This is a genomic window from Chryseobacterium sp. C-71 (genome assembly GCF_020911865.1).
GTDB lineage: Bacteria > Bacteroidota > Bacteroidia > Flavobacteriales > Weeksellaceae > Chryseobacterium.
Genome location: NZ_CP087131.1, coordinates 2,208,188 through 2,224,629 on the forward strand (window position 1 = coordinate 2,208,188; position 16,442 = coordinate 2,224,629).

The 16,442-nt window shown below is 35.0% G+C and carries 21 protein-coding genes; 13 read left to right on the forward strand and 8 right to left on the reverse strand.

The features are described 5' to 3' along the window. The first annotated feature begins 32 nt into the window (after positions 1 to 32). The 10 genes from LNP04_RS10045 to LNP04_RS10090 all read left to right on the forward strand — a co-directional run bounded on the left by LNP04_RS10045 (position 33) and on the right by LNP04_RS10090 (position 8,515). On the forward strand, positions 33 to 974 hold the full coding sequence (locus LNP04_RS10045; protein WP_229982840.1) for a hypothetical protein: 942 nt from the start codon (positions 33 to 35) through the stop codon (positions 972 to 974). A gap of 179 nt (positions 975 to 1,153) precedes the next feature. Continuing rightward, complete coding sequence (gene pgi, locus LNP04_RS10050) at positions 1,154 to 2,794, forward strand: glucose-6-phosphate isomerase (protein ID WP_229982841.1); 1,641 nt, start codon at positions 1,154 to 1,156, stop codon at positions 2,792 to 2,794. 41 nt (positions 2,795 to 2,835) lie between these two features. Continuing rightward, positions 2,836 to 3,054 carry a hypothetical protein gene (locus tag LNP04_RS10055; protein WP_229982842.1) on the forward strand — a complete coding sequence of 73 codons (219 nt, stop codon included), beginning with the start codon at positions 2,836 to 2,838 and terminating at the stop codon, positions 3,052 to 3,054. Next, positions 3,044 to 3,334 carry a type II toxin-antitoxin system RelE/ParE family toxin gene (locus LNP04_RS10060; RefSeq protein ID WP_229982843.1) on the forward strand — a complete coding sequence of 97 codons (291 nt, stop codon included), beginning with the start codon at positions 3,044 to 3,046 and terminating at the stop codon, positions 3,332 to 3,334. The genes LNP04_RS10055 and LNP04_RS10060 overlap by 11 nt, the downstream gene beginning before the upstream one ends. Before the next feature lie 32 nt (positions 3,335 to 3,366). Next, complete coding sequence (locus tag LNP04_RS10065; RefSeq protein WP_229982845.1) at positions 3,367 to 4,251, forward strand: bifunctional 5,10-methylenetetrahydrofolate dehydrogenase/5,10-methenyltetrahydrofolate cyclohydrolase; 885 nt, start codon at positions 3,367 to 3,369, stop codon at positions 4,249 to 4,251. 6 nt (positions 4,252 to 4,257) lie between these two features. After that, positions 4,258 to 4,887, forward strand: a complete 630-nt coding sequence (locus LNP04_RS10070; protein WP_229982846.1) for a 7-carboxy-7-deazaguanine synthase QueE — start codon at positions 4,258 to 4,260, stop codon at positions 4,885 to 4,887. Between the two features lie 40 nt (positions 4,888 to 4,927). Continuing rightward, positions 4,928 to 6,298, forward strand: coding sequence for an exopolysaccharide biosynthesis polyprenyl glycosylphosphotransferase (locus tag LNP04_RS10075; protein WP_229982847.1), 1,371 nt, complete (start codon positions 4,928 to 4,930; stop codon positions 6,296 to 6,298). Between the two features lie 27 nt (positions 6,299 to 6,325). Beyond that, a complete protein-coding gene (locus LNP04_RS10080; protein WP_229982848.1) occupies positions 6,326 to 7,078 on the forward strand; it encodes an ABC transporter permease in 753 nt (250 codons plus the stop codon). Beyond that, positions 7,078 to 7,893, forward strand: a complete 816-nt coding sequence (locus LNP04_RS10085) for an ABC transporter ATP-binding protein (RefSeq protein ID WP_229982849.1) — start codon at positions 7,078 to 7,080, stop codon at positions 7,891 to 7,893. The genes LNP04_RS10080 and LNP04_RS10085 overlap by 1 nt, the downstream gene beginning before the upstream one ends. Continuing rightward, a complete protein-coding gene (locus LNP04_RS10090) occupies positions 7,877 to 8,515 on the forward strand; it encodes an outer membrane beta-barrel protein (RefSeq protein WP_129535702.1) in 639 nt (212 codons plus the stop codon). The genes LNP04_RS10085 and LNP04_RS10090 overlap by 17 nt, the downstream gene beginning before the upstream one ends. A 38-nt stretch (positions 8,516 to 8,553) precedes the next feature. Here LNP04_RS10090 and LNP04_RS10095 read toward each other — a convergent pair whose 3' ends face one another. Next, on the reverse strand, positions 8,554 to 8,865 hold the full coding sequence (locus tag LNP04_RS10095; RefSeq protein WP_229982850.1) for a hypothetical protein: 312 nt from the start codon (positions 8,863 to 8,865) through the stop codon (positions 8,554 to 8,556). A gap of 50 nt (positions 8,866 to 8,915) precedes the next feature. Continuing rightward, positions 8,916 to 9,719 carry a M48 family metallopeptidase gene (locus LNP04_RS10100; RefSeq protein ID WP_229982851.1) on the reverse strand — a complete coding sequence of 268 codons (804 nt, stop codon included), beginning with the start codon at positions 9,717 to 9,719 and terminating at the stop codon, positions 8,916 to 8,918. Between the two features lie 107 nt (positions 9,720 to 9,826). Between LNP04_RS10100 and LNP04_RS10105 the strand changes: the two genes are divergently transcribed. Then, positions 9,827 to 10,372, forward strand: a complete 546-nt coding sequence (locus LNP04_RS10105) for a DUF4251 domain-containing protein (RefSeq protein WP_229982853.1) — start codon at positions 9,827 to 9,829, stop codon at positions 10,370 to 10,372. On the opposite strand, the gene meaB is transcribed toward LNP04_RS10105, so the two are convergent. Next, entirely contained in the window at positions 10,369 to 11,352 is a 984-nt protein-coding gene (gene meaB, locus LNP04_RS10110; RefSeq protein WP_229982855.1) for a methylmalonyl Co-A mutase-associated GTPase MeaB, read from the reverse strand. The two genes, LNP04_RS10105 and meaB, sit on opposite strands and share 4 nt — an antisense overlap. 180 nt (positions 11,353 to 11,532) lie before the next feature. Between meaB and LNP04_RS10115 the strand changes: the two genes are divergently transcribed. Further along, positions 11,533 to 11,826: a cytochrome C gene (locus LNP04_RS10115; RefSeq protein WP_229982856.1), complete on the forward strand. Its 294-nt coding sequence runs from the start codon at positions 11,533 to 11,535 to the stop codon at positions 11,824 to 11,826. A 28-nt stretch (positions 11,827 to 11,854) separates the two neighbouring features. Continuing rightward, a complete protein-coding gene (locus LNP04_RS10120) occupies positions 11,855 to 12,142 on the forward strand; it encodes a cytochrome C (RefSeq protein WP_229982857.1) in 288 nt (95 codons plus the stop codon). Positions 12,143 to 12,168: 26 nt separating this feature from the next. Here the strand turns inward: LNP04_RS10120 and LNP04_RS10125 are convergent, their stop codons facing one another. The 5 genes from LNP04_RS10125 to LNP04_RS19500 all read right to left on the reverse strand — a co-directional run bounded on the left by LNP04_RS10125 (position 12,169) and on the right by LNP04_RS19500 (position 16,420). After that, the gene (locus tag LNP04_RS10125; RefSeq protein WP_229982858.1) at positions 12,169 to 13,170 is read right to left on the reverse strand and encodes an enolase C-terminal domain-like protein; all 1,002 of its coding nucleotides are present in this window, start codon (positions 13,168 to 13,170) and stop codon (positions 12,169 to 12,171) included. Between the two features lie 22 nt (positions 13,171 to 13,192). Next, positions 13,193 to 13,702 (reverse strand): hypothetical protein, encoded by a 510-nt coding sequence (locus LNP04_RS10130; RefSeq protein ID WP_229982859.1) that lies wholly within the window; start codon positions 13,700 to 13,702, stop codon positions 13,193 to 13,195. Beyond that, positions 13,689 to 14,387, reverse strand: coding sequence for a peptide chain release factor H (prfH, locus tag LNP04_RS10135; protein ID WP_229982860.1), 699 nt, complete (start codon positions 14,385 to 14,387; stop codon positions 13,689 to 13,691). Before prfH ends, LNP04_RS10130 begins: the two co-directional genes overlap by 14 nt. 90 nt (positions 14,388 to 14,477) lie before the next feature. Further along, a complete protein-coding gene (locus tag LNP04_RS10140) occupies positions 14,478 to 15,869 on the reverse strand; it encodes an RtcB family protein (RefSeq protein WP_229982861.1) in 1,392 nt (463 codons plus the stop codon). Positions 15,870 to 16,288: 419 nt separating this feature from the next. Further along, complete coding sequence (locus LNP04_RS19500) at positions 16,289 to 16,420, reverse strand: hypothetical protein (protein WP_262907398.1); 132 nt, start codon at positions 16,418 to 16,420, stop codon at positions 16,289 to 16,291. Between the last annotated feature and the right edge of the window lie 22 nt (positions 16,421 to 16,442).

Below are 16,442 nucleotides of genomic sequence, written 5' to 3' on the forward strand. Positions count from 1 at the left end.
TTCAAATAATTATTTTTGCTAAAACTTAATGCATGGGAACTTTTTTAATCATTGGAATCTTATTTTTTCTTGCGCTGCTTTTGGTTTTCTACCTTTTAACAAGTAATAACCTGAATATTTCCACAAAAAATACGGATAGACTTTCTGATATTCAAAAAGACTTTTTAGAAAAACGTAAAAAACGCATTGAAGTTGTAAGGAATGAAATTTACATTCAAAATTACCATTTATATTCTGGGATATCAGATAGAGAAACTAAAATTATAACGTTGGAAGGCACGATTCCCGAAATCAAAATTTTTGAAAACGACCAGCTGATTAAAACTTTCAGAATAGAACCAAAAAATGATAACCCCAATCTGAATGGACAAATATTTGAATGCGAAATCCCTGTACATGGAAATTTCTCGGTTCAGATTGAAGGAGCAATCTACGTAGATATGGAACATTTGCTATACAAAAAAGATGTAAATAAAGAATATGTGAGATTTCAGCCGTTTCATCTTTCACACCGAAAAGAAAATGACGAAAAACTGCTTGGTCGCGGAATGATTGCGAGAGGACTTCATTATTTCGGTCATCTTGATGGTGGAAACATTCGTCTGATCTGCGTTTGCGATCACTGCCATGAAAGTTTTTCAGTTGATTTTTATCACGCAGGTTTCTCAGATGCACAGTATTTTTATTCTACTCACAGCAAAGAAACCACAATGATAAGTTTTGATACTTTTCGGGAAATGCCTAATCACTATCAACAAGACATTGATGAAAATAAGCTTGAGGAACTGGAAAAGAGACTTCCGAAAACGCAAGATGGAGAATTTAAATATTATAATCCGTTTTGCTGCCCTCATTGTCTTGCACCTTTTAATGATTACCAAAAATTTAAAGAAGACAGACCCAAAGATATTTACGCTCACTTTTACCTGAACCAATCTCCTGTATCGTATGAAACATTTTTTGACAGGAAATAGCATTTTCAAGTATTCATTAAATTCGATCCTGCAATTCAACAAAAAGTTGCCAACTGATTTTTAATTCACAATTAACATCATTGCCCGAAATTCCGTAAATTTGCAAATCAAAATTTATCAATAAGAATTTGAGGTGATTTTTTTAAATCTAGCCTTTAGTTCTAATGCAAACTTTAAATATGCTATCTAAAATAAACCCTACCCAAACCAATAGCTGGAAAGCACTTGACGAACATTTCGGAAACAATGATTTTGAGTTGAGAAGCCTTTTTCAATACAATCCGAATCGTTTTGGAGAGTATTCTATTAAAAAAGATAATTTTCTATTCGATTATTCTAAAAACTTGATTGATACAAGAACAAAAGAATTGTTATTAAATCTTGCAGAAGAATGTCAGTTAAAAGATGCGATTTCTAAAATGTTTTCGGGAGATAAAATCAATGAAACAGAAGGAAGAGCGGTTCTGCATACAGCTTTAAGGGATTTTTCTGATAAAGAAATATTGGTTGACGGTGAAAATATCAAGCCTCAAATTAAAAGAGTTTTGGATCACATGAAATCTTTTTCTGAAAACGTTATTTCAGGAAATCACAAAGGTTTTAGCGGAAAAGAAATTACTGACGTGGTGAACATCGGAATCGGAGGCTCAGATTTGGGACCGGTGATGGTAGTTTCGGCGATGAAGCATTTCAAAACAAGATTGGATGTTCATTTCGTTTCAAATGTAGACGGAAATCATATCGCTGAAGTGGTGAAGAATTTAAATCCTGAAACCACTTTATTTATCATTGCTTCAAAAACATTTACGACTCAGGAAACAATGACGAATGCAAATTCGGCAAAAAACTGGTTCTTAAAAGCTGGAAAACAGGAAGATGTAGCAAAACACTTTGTTGCTTTATCTACTAATGTACAAGCAGTTAAAGACTTCGGAATCGCAGAAGAAAACATCTTCGAGTTCTGGGACTGGGTTGGAGGAAGATATTCATTATGGAGTGCGATTGGTTTAAGCATTGTTCTTTCAGTTGGATATGAAAATTTCGAGCAATTATTAAAAGGTGCTGAAAACACAGATCAACATTTCCAGACAGCAGATTTTTCTGAAAACGTTCCTGTTTTGATGGGACTTTTAGGAATTTGGTACCGTAATTTCTATGCGGCAACGACGTATGCAATCCTTCCTTACTCTCAATACTTAGATAGATTTGCAGCCTATCTTCAACAGGGAGATATGGAAAGTAACGGAAAATGTGTTGACAGAAACGGTGAGTTCGTAGAATATGAAACAGGACCAATTATTTGGGGCGAGCCGGGAACAAACGGACAACATGCTTTCTATCAATTGATTCACCAAGGAACAGAATTGATTCCTGCTGATTTTATCGCCTATGCGAAAAGTCCAAACAAAGTTTCTGATCATCAGGATAAATTGTTGGCTAACTTTTTTGCACAAACTGAAGCACTTGCTTTCGGAAAAACGGAAGAAGAAGTTGAAGCAGAATTAAAGGCATCAGGAAAATCTGAAGAAGACATCGATTTCTTGTTAAATTACAAAGTCTTCCAAGGAAACACACCTACTAACTCAATCATTTTCAAAGAATTAACCTCTTTTTCTTTAGGACAGCTGATTGCAATGTATGAGCACAAAATATTTGTTCAGGGAGTTATTTGGAATATCTTTAGTTTTGATCAGTTCGGAGTTGAATTAGGAAAAGTTTTAGCAAACAAAATTTTGCCAGAACTCGAAAATAATGAGACAATTAGCTCTCATGACAGCTCTACGAATGGGTTGATTAATTATTATAAATCAAACAAATAAGTCTTAGAGATTTTCATTAATTTTGATTAAAAATAAAACACATGACACAGATTATCATTAACCTAAACAACAAGGAAGAAGAAACTTTTGTGGAAACTTTTTTAAAAAAAATGAAAATCAATTTTGAAAAAAATGAGGATGATTTTGAATTGACAGATGAAATGAAAAGATTAATTGATGAAAGATTAGCAGAAGATGAAAGCACTTATGTAGATGCTGAAGAGTCTTTAAAAAAGATTTCTGAAAAATATGGCATATAAAATTGTTTTATCCCCAAAAGCAGAAATAGAAATTGACAATGCTATTCAATATTATAATCAATTTTCAAAGTCAGCGGCAAAATCATTTAAGAAACAACTTTCGAATTCTTATAAAAAAATTCGGCTAAATCCTTTTTTTGAAAAAAAATACAATAATGTGAGATTCTTACCTTTTTCAAAGTATCCCTACATTGTTTTATTTCGGATTGATGAAATAGCAAAAAAGGCTTTTATCCTCTCCGTTTTCTGCACTCATCAGAATCCGGAAAAATATCCTTAGAAATCTAATAATAAAAAGTAATAAAAGTAAAAATGGCAGAAATTCTTGACGGATTAAAAGTTTCCAAAGAAATAAAAGCAGAAATCAAGGTTGAAGTTGATAAAATCCTACAAAACAAAAGAAGAGCACCACATTTGGTGGCAATTCTTGTTGGGAACAACGGAGCAAGCAAGGCGTATGTAAATGCTAAAGTGAAAGACTGTGAAGAAGTAGGATTTCAATCTAGCTTAGTTAAATTTCCAAGCACGGTTTCTGAATCTGAATTATTGGAAAAAATTGAGGAACTTAATAAAGATAAATCTGTAGATGGTTTTATCGTTCAGTTACCTTTACCAGACCAAGTTGATCAGGAGAAAATTATCAATGCGATTGATCCAAGAAAAGATGTTGATGGTTTCCACCCTACCAACTTCGGGAAAATGGCTTTGGAAATGGATACATTTTTACCTGCAACTCCGTTCGGAATTTTAACTTTATTGGAAAGATACAATATTGAAACAAAAGGTAAAGACTGTGTCATCATTGGTAGAAGTAAAATCGTAGGAAGACCAATGAGTATTTTGATGGGAAGAAAAGATTTCCCTGGAAATTCTACGGTTACTCTTACACACTCTTACACAAAAGACATCGAAGAATACACTAAAAAAGCAGACATTGTGATTACCGCTTTGGGAGATCCTCACTTTTTGAAAGGTGAAATGATTAAAGACGGAGCAGTAATCGTTGATGTAGGTATTACAAGAGTAGATGACGACTCTCCAAAAGGATATTATTTGGCTGGTGACGTTGACTTCGACAGTTGTGCAGCAAAAGCAAGCTGGATTACACCTGTTCCGGGAGGAGTGGGTCCTATGACAAGAGCAATGTTGATGAAAAACACCATCATTGCCTACAAAACTTCAGTCTATAATGACTAATTTGAAATGGATTTAGTAGAAGATATATTATTAAAAGAAGGTAAAATGCTCCCGGTGATGGAGCATTTTTACACTATTCAGGGAGAAGGTGCTCACACCGGAAAAGCAGCATATTTCATCAGATTGGGCGGTTGCGATGTCGGCTGCCATTGGTGTGATGTGAAAGAAAGCTGGGATCCCAACCTTCACCCTTTAATGAATGCAGAGGATATTGCAGAAACGGCGGCAAAACATTGTAAAATTGTAGTTTTAACAGGTGGTGAACCTTTGATGTGGAATTTAGATATTTTGACAGGAAAATTAAAGGAATTAGGTTGTACTGTTCACATTGAAACCTCCGGAGCATATCCTATGAGCGGAAAATTGGACTGGATTACCCTTTCACCAAAGAAAACAGGATTGCCGAAAGAAGAAATTTATCAAAAGGCTCACGAATTGAAAGTAATTGTTTTTAATAATAATGATTTAAAATTTGCTGAAGAGCAGGCCGCAAAAGTTTCAGAAAACTGTAAATTGTATCTGCAAAGCGAATGGAGCAAACGTGAGGAAATTTATCCTAAAATCACCGACTTTATTCTTGCCAATCCACGTTGGCAGGCATCGGTTCAGACGCATAAATATCTGAATATTCCATAAAAAATCCATAAATTAGCTTTTGTTTCCTAAATATCATTAGATGCAAAGAATTCGATACTCTAGATATCTAAAATCGATTATTGTTTTGCTTGACCTTTCGGTTATTGCATCTGTGTTTATATTCTTTTTTATAAGCCGAAATGAGGGTTTGAGACATCATGAAGAAACATGGTATCAAAATAGTTTTTCTCTGGCATTATTATTCTTATTCTGGATGCTTTTGAGTGGCAGAACAAGAATTTATAACATCCCCAGAAACCTGACTTACACTTTGTTTCTTGAGCGATTGTTCAGTCATTTTGTGATCTTTACTATCGGGATTTTATTGATTGGCAAGGTTAGCAACAATCTGTTTTTTAATTCTGACATTTACTGGCTTACTTTATATTTATTTTTCTTTATTTTCTTTTTAAGATCAATAATATTTTTCATTATAAAGTATTTACGTTCAGTTGGGATTAACCACAGAAACATTATGTTTTTGGGAGAGAATAGCTCGACTGATGTTTTAAAAGATATTTTGAAAGGCAGAAAGGACTATGGATACAAAATTTTCAGTTATAATTCTTCTAATCTTTCTTTCAATGAATTAATCGAATTCTGGAAAACCAACGGAATTCATACACTTTTTATCCCGACAGATAGTGCTCTTGACAAAGAATTAGAGAAGAGATTGTTTAAATTAGCCGAAGAGCACAAAGTGCACGTGTCGCTGGTTCCTAATATCTCAAAAAGCAATTTTTTCTATTATGATTTGGGATATATTGAGACACAACCGGTTTTAAATCAGGCAAAATATCCTTTAGATTATTATTCAAATTTCTTTCTGAAAAGAACATTTGACATTGTATTTTCTACATTGGTCTTAGTTTTGATTTGTTCATGGTTGTTTCCAATAATTGCAATTTTAATTAAAAGAAACTCAAAAGGCCCTGTTTTTTTTGTTCAAAAAAGATACGGTTTTCATGAAGAGGTTTTTAATTGTATTAAATTCAGAACAATGATTGTGAACGATGAATCTACTACAAAAACTACCCTTGATAATGACTCGAGAATTACAAAAATCGGAAAGTTTTTGAGAAAGACAAGTTTAGACGAAATGCCTCAGTTTATTAATGTTTTAAAAGGCGAAATGTCTATTGTTGGCCCAAGACCTCATATGTTAGCAGTTGACAATTATTATAAGCCGAAAATAGGGAGATACACATTGAGGAGTTTAGCAAGCCCTGGAATTACAGGCTTAGCACAAGTAAGCGGTTTCCGCGGAGATTCCGGAAATGTAGAAGTAGAGATGAATAAAAGAATACTTGCCGATGCTTTCTACGTAAGAAACTGGAGTTTTGTACTTGATCTGGTTATCATTTTAAAAACCATTGTATTGGTAGTAGGAGGCGATAAAAACGCCAAGTAAATAAATAAAATAGTCTAATTTAGCAGAATGTTAAAAAAGTTTTTTACAGCCATAGGAGAATACATGATTCTTATCGGTAAATCTCTTCAAAAGCCTCAGAAAATGAGAGTTTTTTGGAAGTTGTTTATGAGAGAGATCAATGATTTGGGTGTTAACTCGTTCGGGTTGGTTATTTTCACATCCATATTTGTAGGTGCTGTTGTTGCAATCCAGATGTTTAATAATTTTGATGCCTCTTCATTTCCGATTCCAACGTCATTTGTAGGATACGCAACAAAAGCAGTTTTAGTTCTTGAATTTGCACCTACCATTATCAGTTTGATCCTTGCAGGAAAAGTGGGTTCATATATCGCATCTACAATTGGTACTATGCGTGTTTCTGAACAGATTGATGCCTTAGATATTATGGGGGTAAATTCTCCCAATTTCTTAATCTTACCAAAAATCATCGCTTGTCTGATTTTCAATCCTATTCTGATTGCGCTCAGTATCGTCTTCGGTATTGGTGGCGGTTATATTGCAGGAATATTGACCGGAAACTGGACAACTTCAGATTATATCACAGGCATTCAGATGTATATGCCTAATCTTTTCATCTATTATGCATTTGCAAAGACCATTGTTTTTGCATTTGTAATTGCCACTGTTCCTTCTTATTTTGGATATTTTGTTAATGGCGGATCATTAGAAGTAGGTAGAGCAAGTACGCAAGCTGTGGTTTGGACAATGGTTTTCATCATTATTTCCGAATTAATTTTAACACAATTAATATTAAGCTGATGATTGAGGTAAAAAATCTTAAAAAGAGTTTTGGTGATGTTGAAGTGCTTAAAGGAATTTCAACCAACTTCGAAAAAGGAAAAACAAACCTGATTATCGGACAGAGTGGATCTGGTAAAACAGTTTTTCTTAAAAGTTTATTGAATGTTTATCAGCCTTCATCAGGAGAAATTTTATTTGACGGTAGAGATATCAATGTCATGAACCGCGAAGAAAAACAACACTTACGATCTGAAATTGGAACACTGTTTCAGGGAAGTGCGTTGTTTGATTCATTAACTGTTGAAGAAAACATTATGTTTCCTTTAGATATGTTTACCAATCTTACTTTCAGAGAAAAGAAAAGAAGGGTTTTTGAGGTAATCGGAAGAGTACATTTAGATAAGGCCAACCGAAAGTTCCCTTCAGAAATATCCGGAGGAATGCAGAAACGTGTGGCGATTGCCAGAGCGATTGTAAACCATCCTAAATATCTTTTCTGTGATGAACCCAATTCTGGGCTAGATCCTTACACATCTAATGTAATTGACGATTTGTTACTTGAAATCACCAAAGAATATAATACTACTACGATCATCAATACACACGATATGAACTCGGTGATGACGATTGGTGAAAAAATTGTGTATTTGAGATTGGGTATCAAAGAATGGGAAGGTAATAAAGACATACTGATTACTGCAGGCAATAAAAATCTGATCGACTTCGTTTATTCCTCAGAGTTATTCAAGGAATTGAGAGAATATCTTTTGGAGAATAATAAAACAATTGAAAATACTATTACAAAAATAGACGACAATGAAAAAATTAATTAGTGCCGCATTGATAGGCTTTTCGGTTTTTGCTTCGGCACAAATTTCATTGGCAGCCAAAGCTAATGTAGCAATCCCAACAAGCTCTGCTTCTTGGAAAAATTTCAAAACTGCAGCTTCCAATACTGTAGAACAAAAAGGGAAAAACATCACCGGCTTCAATGTTGGTTTATCTTTAAAAATCGATTTACCAACTGCGTTATACTTAATGCCGGAAATTTATTACACCAATTTCAGCAATGAGGTTACTGTACAAAATGATGTCAATTCAGCTCAGACTACCATTAAAGCTAAAAACAGCAGAGTAGATATTCCTGTTTTGGTTGGGGTAAATGTATTAGGAAATCTCCTGAGTGCTTACGCAGGACCTGTTGGAAGTTTTAATTTAGCGAAAAGCGATGATTTTGATAACTTCGTACAGAAAGTGGATGCTAAAGAATTTACAGTAGGTTACCAACTGGGTGTACAAAGCGAAATCAAAAAGATCATTCTTTCAGCAAGATATGAAGGTGCTTTTTCAAAAGATCAGAGAAAATTCATCAACAATGTTGCAGGATCAAATCAGGAAATTGATTATGATAACAGATCAAGCTTGTTTTTATTAGGTGTAGGATATAAATTCTAAATTTAAATAAAACAAAAAGTCATAAAAAAATCCTCAAATTAAATTTGAGGATTTTTATTTTGATATTCTAGCTCGGCTTCGCGTTGAGCAATTACCGCTGCTTGTTTTTCTAATTCTTCTTTATCTTTCTGAAGCTGTTTAAATTCTTTTCTTTGCTGCTCCGCCTTTATTGCAGAACCTTTGCTCACATAGCCAATCATTCCACCAATGATAAGCCCAATTCCAATTCCCGCCATTACACCCATTACATGGGAAATAGTAATCTTTTCAACAGTAAAATCTGTCGTCAGGTAAAATAGCAATGCTGATACTGCTAAAAGTATAAGTCCTGTTATTGAGATGCCTTTCATGATATGATATTTTTGTTAGTGAAATTGAAAAAGAAAAACTTAATTTTAAATTAAATCTTTCCTCCTGCAGCCTTATAATATTCTAATGCTTTAGGAAGATTTTTCTGAATATCTCCTACTCTAGATCCCGGACTTGGGTGAGTAGATAAGAATTCGGGTTGTCTTGCTCCCGAAGATGATGCCTCCATTCTGTTCCAGAAAGGAATTGCCTGTCTTGGATCGTAGCCCGCCATAGACATCAGATATAATCCCATTTGATCAGCTTCCAATTCCTGATTTCTACCATATTTTAACAAAACTACTTGTGATCCTATCGGATAAACAGTTTGAAAGATTGCTGCTGTTTTTTCGTTTTTTATTGCTAAACCAGATGCGGTTCCTAATCCCTGAGCAATCATTGATTGAGAAATTCTTTCATTTCCGTGACCAGCTAATGCATGAGAAACTTCGTGTCCCATTACAACAGCCAAACCAGTATCATCTTTAGTAATTGGAAGAATACCTGTATAAACTGCAACTTTACCTCCCGGCATACACCAAGCGTTGATTTGATTATCCTGAAGAAGATTAAATTCCCATTTGTAGTTTGCAAGATCAGCACCACGTCCTATACTTGCATAGTATTTTTCAGCGGCATTTTTTATCCTGTTTCCTACATTCTTCACACTTGTAGACTGAGAACCTGTGACAACTTTAGATTCCGTTAAAGTTTGCTTATACTGTTGTAATGCCATGGCTTCAATCTCAGAATTATTGGCAAACTGAAGAGATGATCTACCTGTAATTGGATTTGTCGTACAAGCTACGACAGATAAAACTGTGGCTCCTATTGATAAAAAATGTTTAGTTTTCATTGATGTGCATATTATAAGTTCAACCTTACAATTTCTATTCCAAAGTAAAATTCACAAATAGATTTGCATAGATTTTGCTATTTAAATTAACTAATTAATATAGTATCATGAAAAAATATCTCAAAATAATATCAATTTTTCTTTTAGCATTTGCTTTTCAAAATTGTTCTGCTCAAAAGGTTGATCCCCAGATTGTAAATAATTTAGTAGGCTCAGACGAGTTTACTTTTCATGCTGAAAAAGCAAATCCCATGAATTACGACGTAATCAATGTTGTCAATTCAATTCCGAACGCACCTCAGCTTCGTACATTCCAGATATCTGGTAACAGCTATGGAATAGAAATAAAAAAAGGAGTGATGGAAGTTACGCTTCCTTATTTCGGTAGAGCGTTTACATCATCATATGGCTCATCTGATAACAGTTACAGGTTTACATCAAAAGATTATGTCGTAACCAAAAGCCAGACTAAAAAAGGAAACTGGGTTTACAAAATCAAACCAAATGATGTGAGAAATGTTTCTGATATTAACATTGAAATTTATAAAAACGGGAGAGCATTAACTTCCATCAGAAGCAACGACAGACAGCCAATTTCTTATGATGGGTATATTTCTGAAAATGAAGTGCCTAAAGAGAATGAAAAACTTTAATCTTTATTAAGAAACTTCTCAACAAATAATTTTGCTTCGGTACTTGGATTAAAAATCAACGCCGAAGCATTTTTTTTATGCTGAATATAAGCTTCTTCGAGCGATTCATCTCGTTTCATCATATTCAAAATATATTCCTGAACCCAATATTCAAAACGTTTTTCAGACTGTTCTTTTCGCACCAAATCAAACCGTTCAGTTTTCTTTTTTAAATCGATAAACTCATTGATTTTTTCAAAAACATCCTGTAAACCTTCGTTGTACAAAGCAGAACCAAGCAAAACAGGAACTTTCCAATCTTTTTCCTTCGATGGAAGAAAATCTAAAGCACGTTTCAATTCTAACCTTGTATTCTTAGCTTTTTGAAGATTGCTTTCTTCCACTTTGTTAATGAAAATAACGTCAACCATTTCCATAATTCCACGTTTGATGCCCTGAAGCTCATCGCCGCCACCGATAATTTTTAAAAATAAAAAAACATCGGTAATATCTGCAACCAAAACTTCAGATTGCCCTACTCCAACGGTTTCTATTAAAATATAATCGTACCCTGCAGCTTCGCAAATCATCATTGTTTCAAAAGTAGTATTCGCAACTCCTCCCAGAAAACCGGAACTTGGGGAAGGTCTGATGAACGCGTTGTCTTCTTTCGCCAGCTCTTCCATTCTGGTTTTATCACCCAGAATACTTCCTTTGTTAATGGCCGAACTTGGATCAATCGCTAAAACGGCGACTTTTTTACCATTTGAAATCGCCAGTCTTCCGAAATTTTCAATAAATGTAGACTTTCCGGCTCCAGGAACGCCTGTAATTCCCACACGGATTGATTTTCCCGTAAGAGGCATAATTTTTTTCAATAAATCTTCCGCCTGAGTACGATGTTCCGCCTTTTTACTTTCGACTAAGGTAATAGCTTTCGCAATCAGGCGTTTGTTGCCCGACTGTATACCTTCTATTAAGTCTTGAGTAGAAAATTTCATTAAATTATTTTCGCTTTTTAATGGTCAATGATAACTTTCGGTTTAATCGATTCAAAAATATAAAAATAACGCCCAAAATTAGAGCAATTAGCATATTAATTTTAATGCTTCTAAATTAAACACCATTCGTAGAAGCCTTTCAAGAATTGCTTACTTTTGTTTTAATCAAAAATAAACTTCATGAAAAATATATTTCTAACCGCAGCTTTTGCTTCTGTATTATTGGCATCTTGTACTCCAAAATCAACGCCAGTTGCTGAAGCTCCAAAGTCTGCAACAAGTACTGCTGAACAAATCGCTCAGGGAAAAACGATTTTCGAAAACTCATGTAAAAAATGCCATGGCTTACCAGATCCTACAGCATATACTTCCGTGCAATGGGTTGGTATTATGAATTCTATGGCACCAAAAGCAAAGCTGACAGACGAACAGCATCAATGGGTTTATGATTATGTAGTTTCTGTAAAAAATTAAGTTAAGATTTCACAAAAAAATAAATAGTATGAAAAAAGTAGTTTTAAGTATCATTCTAGGTTCAGCTTTTTTAGCGTCATGTGGACCCAAAAGCGTTGCTGTAACCGGACCTAAATATACCTCATCTGAACAGCTAGCACAAGGACAGACCGTCTTCGAAAACTCTTGCAATAAATGTCATAAGTTACCGGATCCTGCGAAACATGATAATCAGGGATGGATAAAGACACTTAGCAGAATGGCGCCAAAAGCCAAACTAAACGATGAGCAACACCAAATGGTTTATGACTATCTGATTTCAGTAAATAAAAAGTAGACTTTCTTCGGAAAATCTTTTTTGTTTTAAATTTTTATAAGTTCCACTCCCAAACCTGGTTTTCCAGAAAGAATAATTTTGCCATTTTCTACAAAGTTTCCCGTTGCGTAATCGGTGGAAATGAGAGTCGCTCCGTCTAAATCTGCAAAATCCACAAGCCCGGCCAGAAGACATCCAGCAGAAATTCCAACTGTAGATTCTGTCATGCAGCCAATCATAACTTTGTAGTTTAGTTCTTTCGCTTTTTTAATCATTTCTAAAGCCGGAGTCAAACCACCGCACTTCATCAGTTTAATATTGATGCTTTTGTAATACGGAATGAGTTTACGCAGCGAATCTATGTTTTGGCAGTCTTCATCTGCCATCCAATTGGCAAAACTTTCTTTTTTTAATACCTGATAATGACCAATCGGTCGAGGTTGTTCAAGATAAGAAAACTTTTGAATATCAACATTTTCCTGAAGCCAAATGCAATCTTCATCAGAAAAACTAGCGTTGGAATCTAAAGCGATATTTCTGTCTACTTCTAAAAGTTTTTCAACATGGTTTTTATCTAAACCCTTGCATTTTACTTTGAATTGATTCCAATTACTTTTTTCAATTTTCTGAATCTGTTGCTCAATATCTGCCACCGAAATGGTAATTGAACTTTCTACTAAATTGTCTGATGGAAGTTGATTGAGTTCAATAAAACTTTTGTTCTCCAGTTTTCCAAAAAGATCCCAATAAGCGCAATCCAAAGCTGAGAGCAAAAACGGATGAAGATTTAGACTGAATAAAAATCTAAAAAACTCTTTTGGATGAATGATTTTCTGAGCCTCAATCTTATGTTGAATTTCTTTTAATTTTGAAACAAAACTTTTGAGATCAATCTGGTAATAATCAATCGCCACACACTCGCCGTAACCTTTGTTATTTTGATGAGATAATTCAATCAGCAATGCATCGCGATGATTGTAGTTACCGTAAGCAATGGAGAATGTTTCTTTTAAATGAAGTTTTTTGAGTTCGCAGCGTAATTCCATCATTAAATTTACAAAAAAAGGAGACTTATTTCGTCTCCTTCTTGTTTTTAGATTTCTTGGGCATCTTAGATTTGATAAATTTCTTTCGGCTCTTCATGAAATCAAGACTTTGCGCTGTGAAACAATATTTTTCTGCTTCAGTCAAAAACTTTAATGCATTCGGAAAACTTCCTCTCATCTCAGAAAGTAGAGCTCTGTAAAACCATAAAATCGATTTATCAATTCCTTTTATTTTTAAAGAATAGTTAATCAATTTTTCAGCTTCCTGCAAATCTTCGTTATCCAAAAGACATTTGATATAATATTTTGGTGTATTCAAATTCGTCACATCACATTGCATCGCTTCCTCGAAATAAAGTTTTGCTTTTTCGTAATCGTTGAGCATTTCGCTATAGATTCTTCCCATCAGACAAAGCGAGTCTGCATCTTCAGGATCGTAGGAAAGCGCATAATTCAACGCTTCCAGACAATCTGGTAAGCTGTAGGGATAATTATCCAACGCTTCAAAATAATATTTACTTTTAGTTAAGGTCATTTCTGTAGTTTTTTAATTCATTTTTCAGTTGACTTCTTTCTTTTTTGAAAGATTTCTCCTGATGATTCTTTTTAAAATCGGTTCCGGAAAATGTCCGAATGGGATTTCCTCTCTGAACATTCAAATGATTATTCCACGTTTCCTGCATTTGTTTTTCCAGTTGCTGAATGTGAAATTCCATCACTTTTTCTTTTAATCTGATGATGGAAATTTTCTTATTCTCCAACTGCGAACGGGAATCCTGCACGAAAACACTTTGTCCGATCTTCAGATAAGTTGCGCGAACTGCAGTTTCTACTTTATTTACGTTTTGTCCGCCGCTTCCCTGACTTCTCGCCGTTTGAAACTGAATTTCTTTCTCATTAAATTCAATTTTCTCCAAACCTTCTAGTTCAAAAATTCCGATATACCAATTGCTTCTTTTATGAAATTTTCTGAATGTGCTTTTGCCGATCCAGAGAATACTTCCAAGCCAAGATTTTAAAAATTCATTGACTTCTTTTCCTTTTAAAAGCAAGGTCGCAGATTTCAAAGTCAGGTTTTCATCGCCATTTTCACGGTGGATGATTTCGTACTCGATTTTATTTTGTTTTGCTTCCTCTAGGAAAACCTTCAGAACTTTGGCAACTACCCATTGACATTCCAAAGGTCCTCTTCCCGAGGTGATTTGTATTATTTTGTCCATTGTTTTTAATTTTTTTTGTCATTCCGACGAAGGAGGAATCTCTTTTCAAATGTTGAGATTCTTCACTACGTTCAGAATGACAGAGTGTATTTACTTATCCATCCTCACAATTCGAGGTTGAAAAGTTCCCAGAATATCGACCAATTCGCTTTGAGCATTCATCACTTCGTTGATGTCTTTGTACGCCATCGGTGCTTCTTCGGCATTTCCGCCCATCAAAGTGACATTTTTAAGTTTTAATTCTTTCTTAATGTCATTTTGGGTGAAAAGGTTTCTGCATTCTCCTCTCGAAAAAGCTCGCCCAGCTCCGTGTGAAGCCGAGTTCAGCGAATCCGGATTTCCTTTTCCACGAACGATGAAACCTTTTGCCGTCATCGAACCGGGAATCATTCCCAACTCATTTTCATTAGCTGGAGTTGCGCCTTTTCTGTGAACAATCACTTCTTTTCCGTTGTGGATTTCTTTCCACGCAAAGTTGTGATGGTTTTCGATTCTGGCTTTTACTCTTCCTCCAACAGCTTTTACCAGTCTTCTGTGGATATCGTCGTGACAGGCCGAAGCATAATCTCCTGCGAGATTCATCGCCGTCCAGTATTCTAAACCGAGATGCGTGTTCAGATCCAGCCAAGCAAAATTTTGTGCTTCTTTTGGCAACGGACATTGTTCTGTCGCAGCTCTCGAATAATATTGCGCAATTTCTGCTCCCAATCCACGAGAACCGCTGTGTGAAAGAATTCCGAGGTATTTTCCTTTTGGAAGATTGATTTGTTCGTCTTCTTCCGTAATTTCAACTTCCCCAAACTCCACAAAATGATTTCCTCCGCCGGAACTTCCCATTTGTTTGATGGCTTTTCCTTTTAATCTTCTTAAAATCGGAATCATATCGAACGTATCTCTGTCGAAAATTTCGTGGTCGACGTGAGATTTGTGCGTTTCGTACATTCCGAATTTGGTGTGTTCTGCAAGCGCTTTTTCATATTTGTCTCTTGCTCCATCCAAATATGAAATTGGTGTATCCAAAATACTGAGACTCATTCTGCAACCAATATCCATACCTACTCCGTACGGAATCACGGCATTTTCTACCGCCAAAACTCCGCCGATTGGAAGTCCGTAACCGCTGTGTGCATCTGGCATTAATGCTCCCTGCATTGCAATTGGAAGTTTCAATGCGGTGTATAATTGGTTTTTTGCTTCATCTGAAATATTGTTTCCGAAAATCTGGAACGATGCTCGGTGCGTATTGAGCATTCTTTTCTCAGTTTTTTTGGATGAAAGCAAAGCTTCCGCGATTTGTCCGAAGGTTAAATCTTTCTCGAAGTTCTCCGGATTTTGCTGGATTTCCTTTAAAAGAGATTTCACATAATGTATATTTTTGGTTGCAAAATTTCTTTTCATCACTTCCAAAGCGATATTGACGCTCTGATTATTTGGATACCCTAATTTTAATATATCTTTTCCTTTTAGTTTTAAATTTCCCATTGTTTTTTTAATAAAATGTTAGATATAAGACACGAGATGTTAGACTTTTTCGCATCGAATATTTTTGCCAACTAAACTCTTAGTTGTTTGTTTTTTGTCATTCTGACGAAGGAAGAATCTCTTTTTCATATGTTGAGATTCTTCAATTCGCTTCGCTACTTTCAGAATGACAGAGCATCGTCCTTAGCCCTGATGGAAACGGCATCCTTTTTTTGCATTGGCTTGAAAAAAGCGTTGGCAAAAAAGATACAGTGGACAGCGGGAAATTGCTCCTTAAAAAAATAATAAGTAACAATTCGACGTAGTCAATAAGCTCCTAAAAAATGATTTCGGGGAAACGTTTTGAGTTTGAAATATTGCGCAATAAAAAACCCGAAATCTTTCGACTTCGGGTTTTGATATTTCATTATACTGTTGTTCTAAGAATGTACCAAACCACGAAGCCTCGCCTTTGCAAAAGGCAATCCTACTGACGTATATAGATTGTATTTGAACATTGCTTCGTTGTTTTTTTTTGGTTGAACTTGATTTTCAGATGCAAAGATATACATTTTTCTGAAACTCAAAATTATT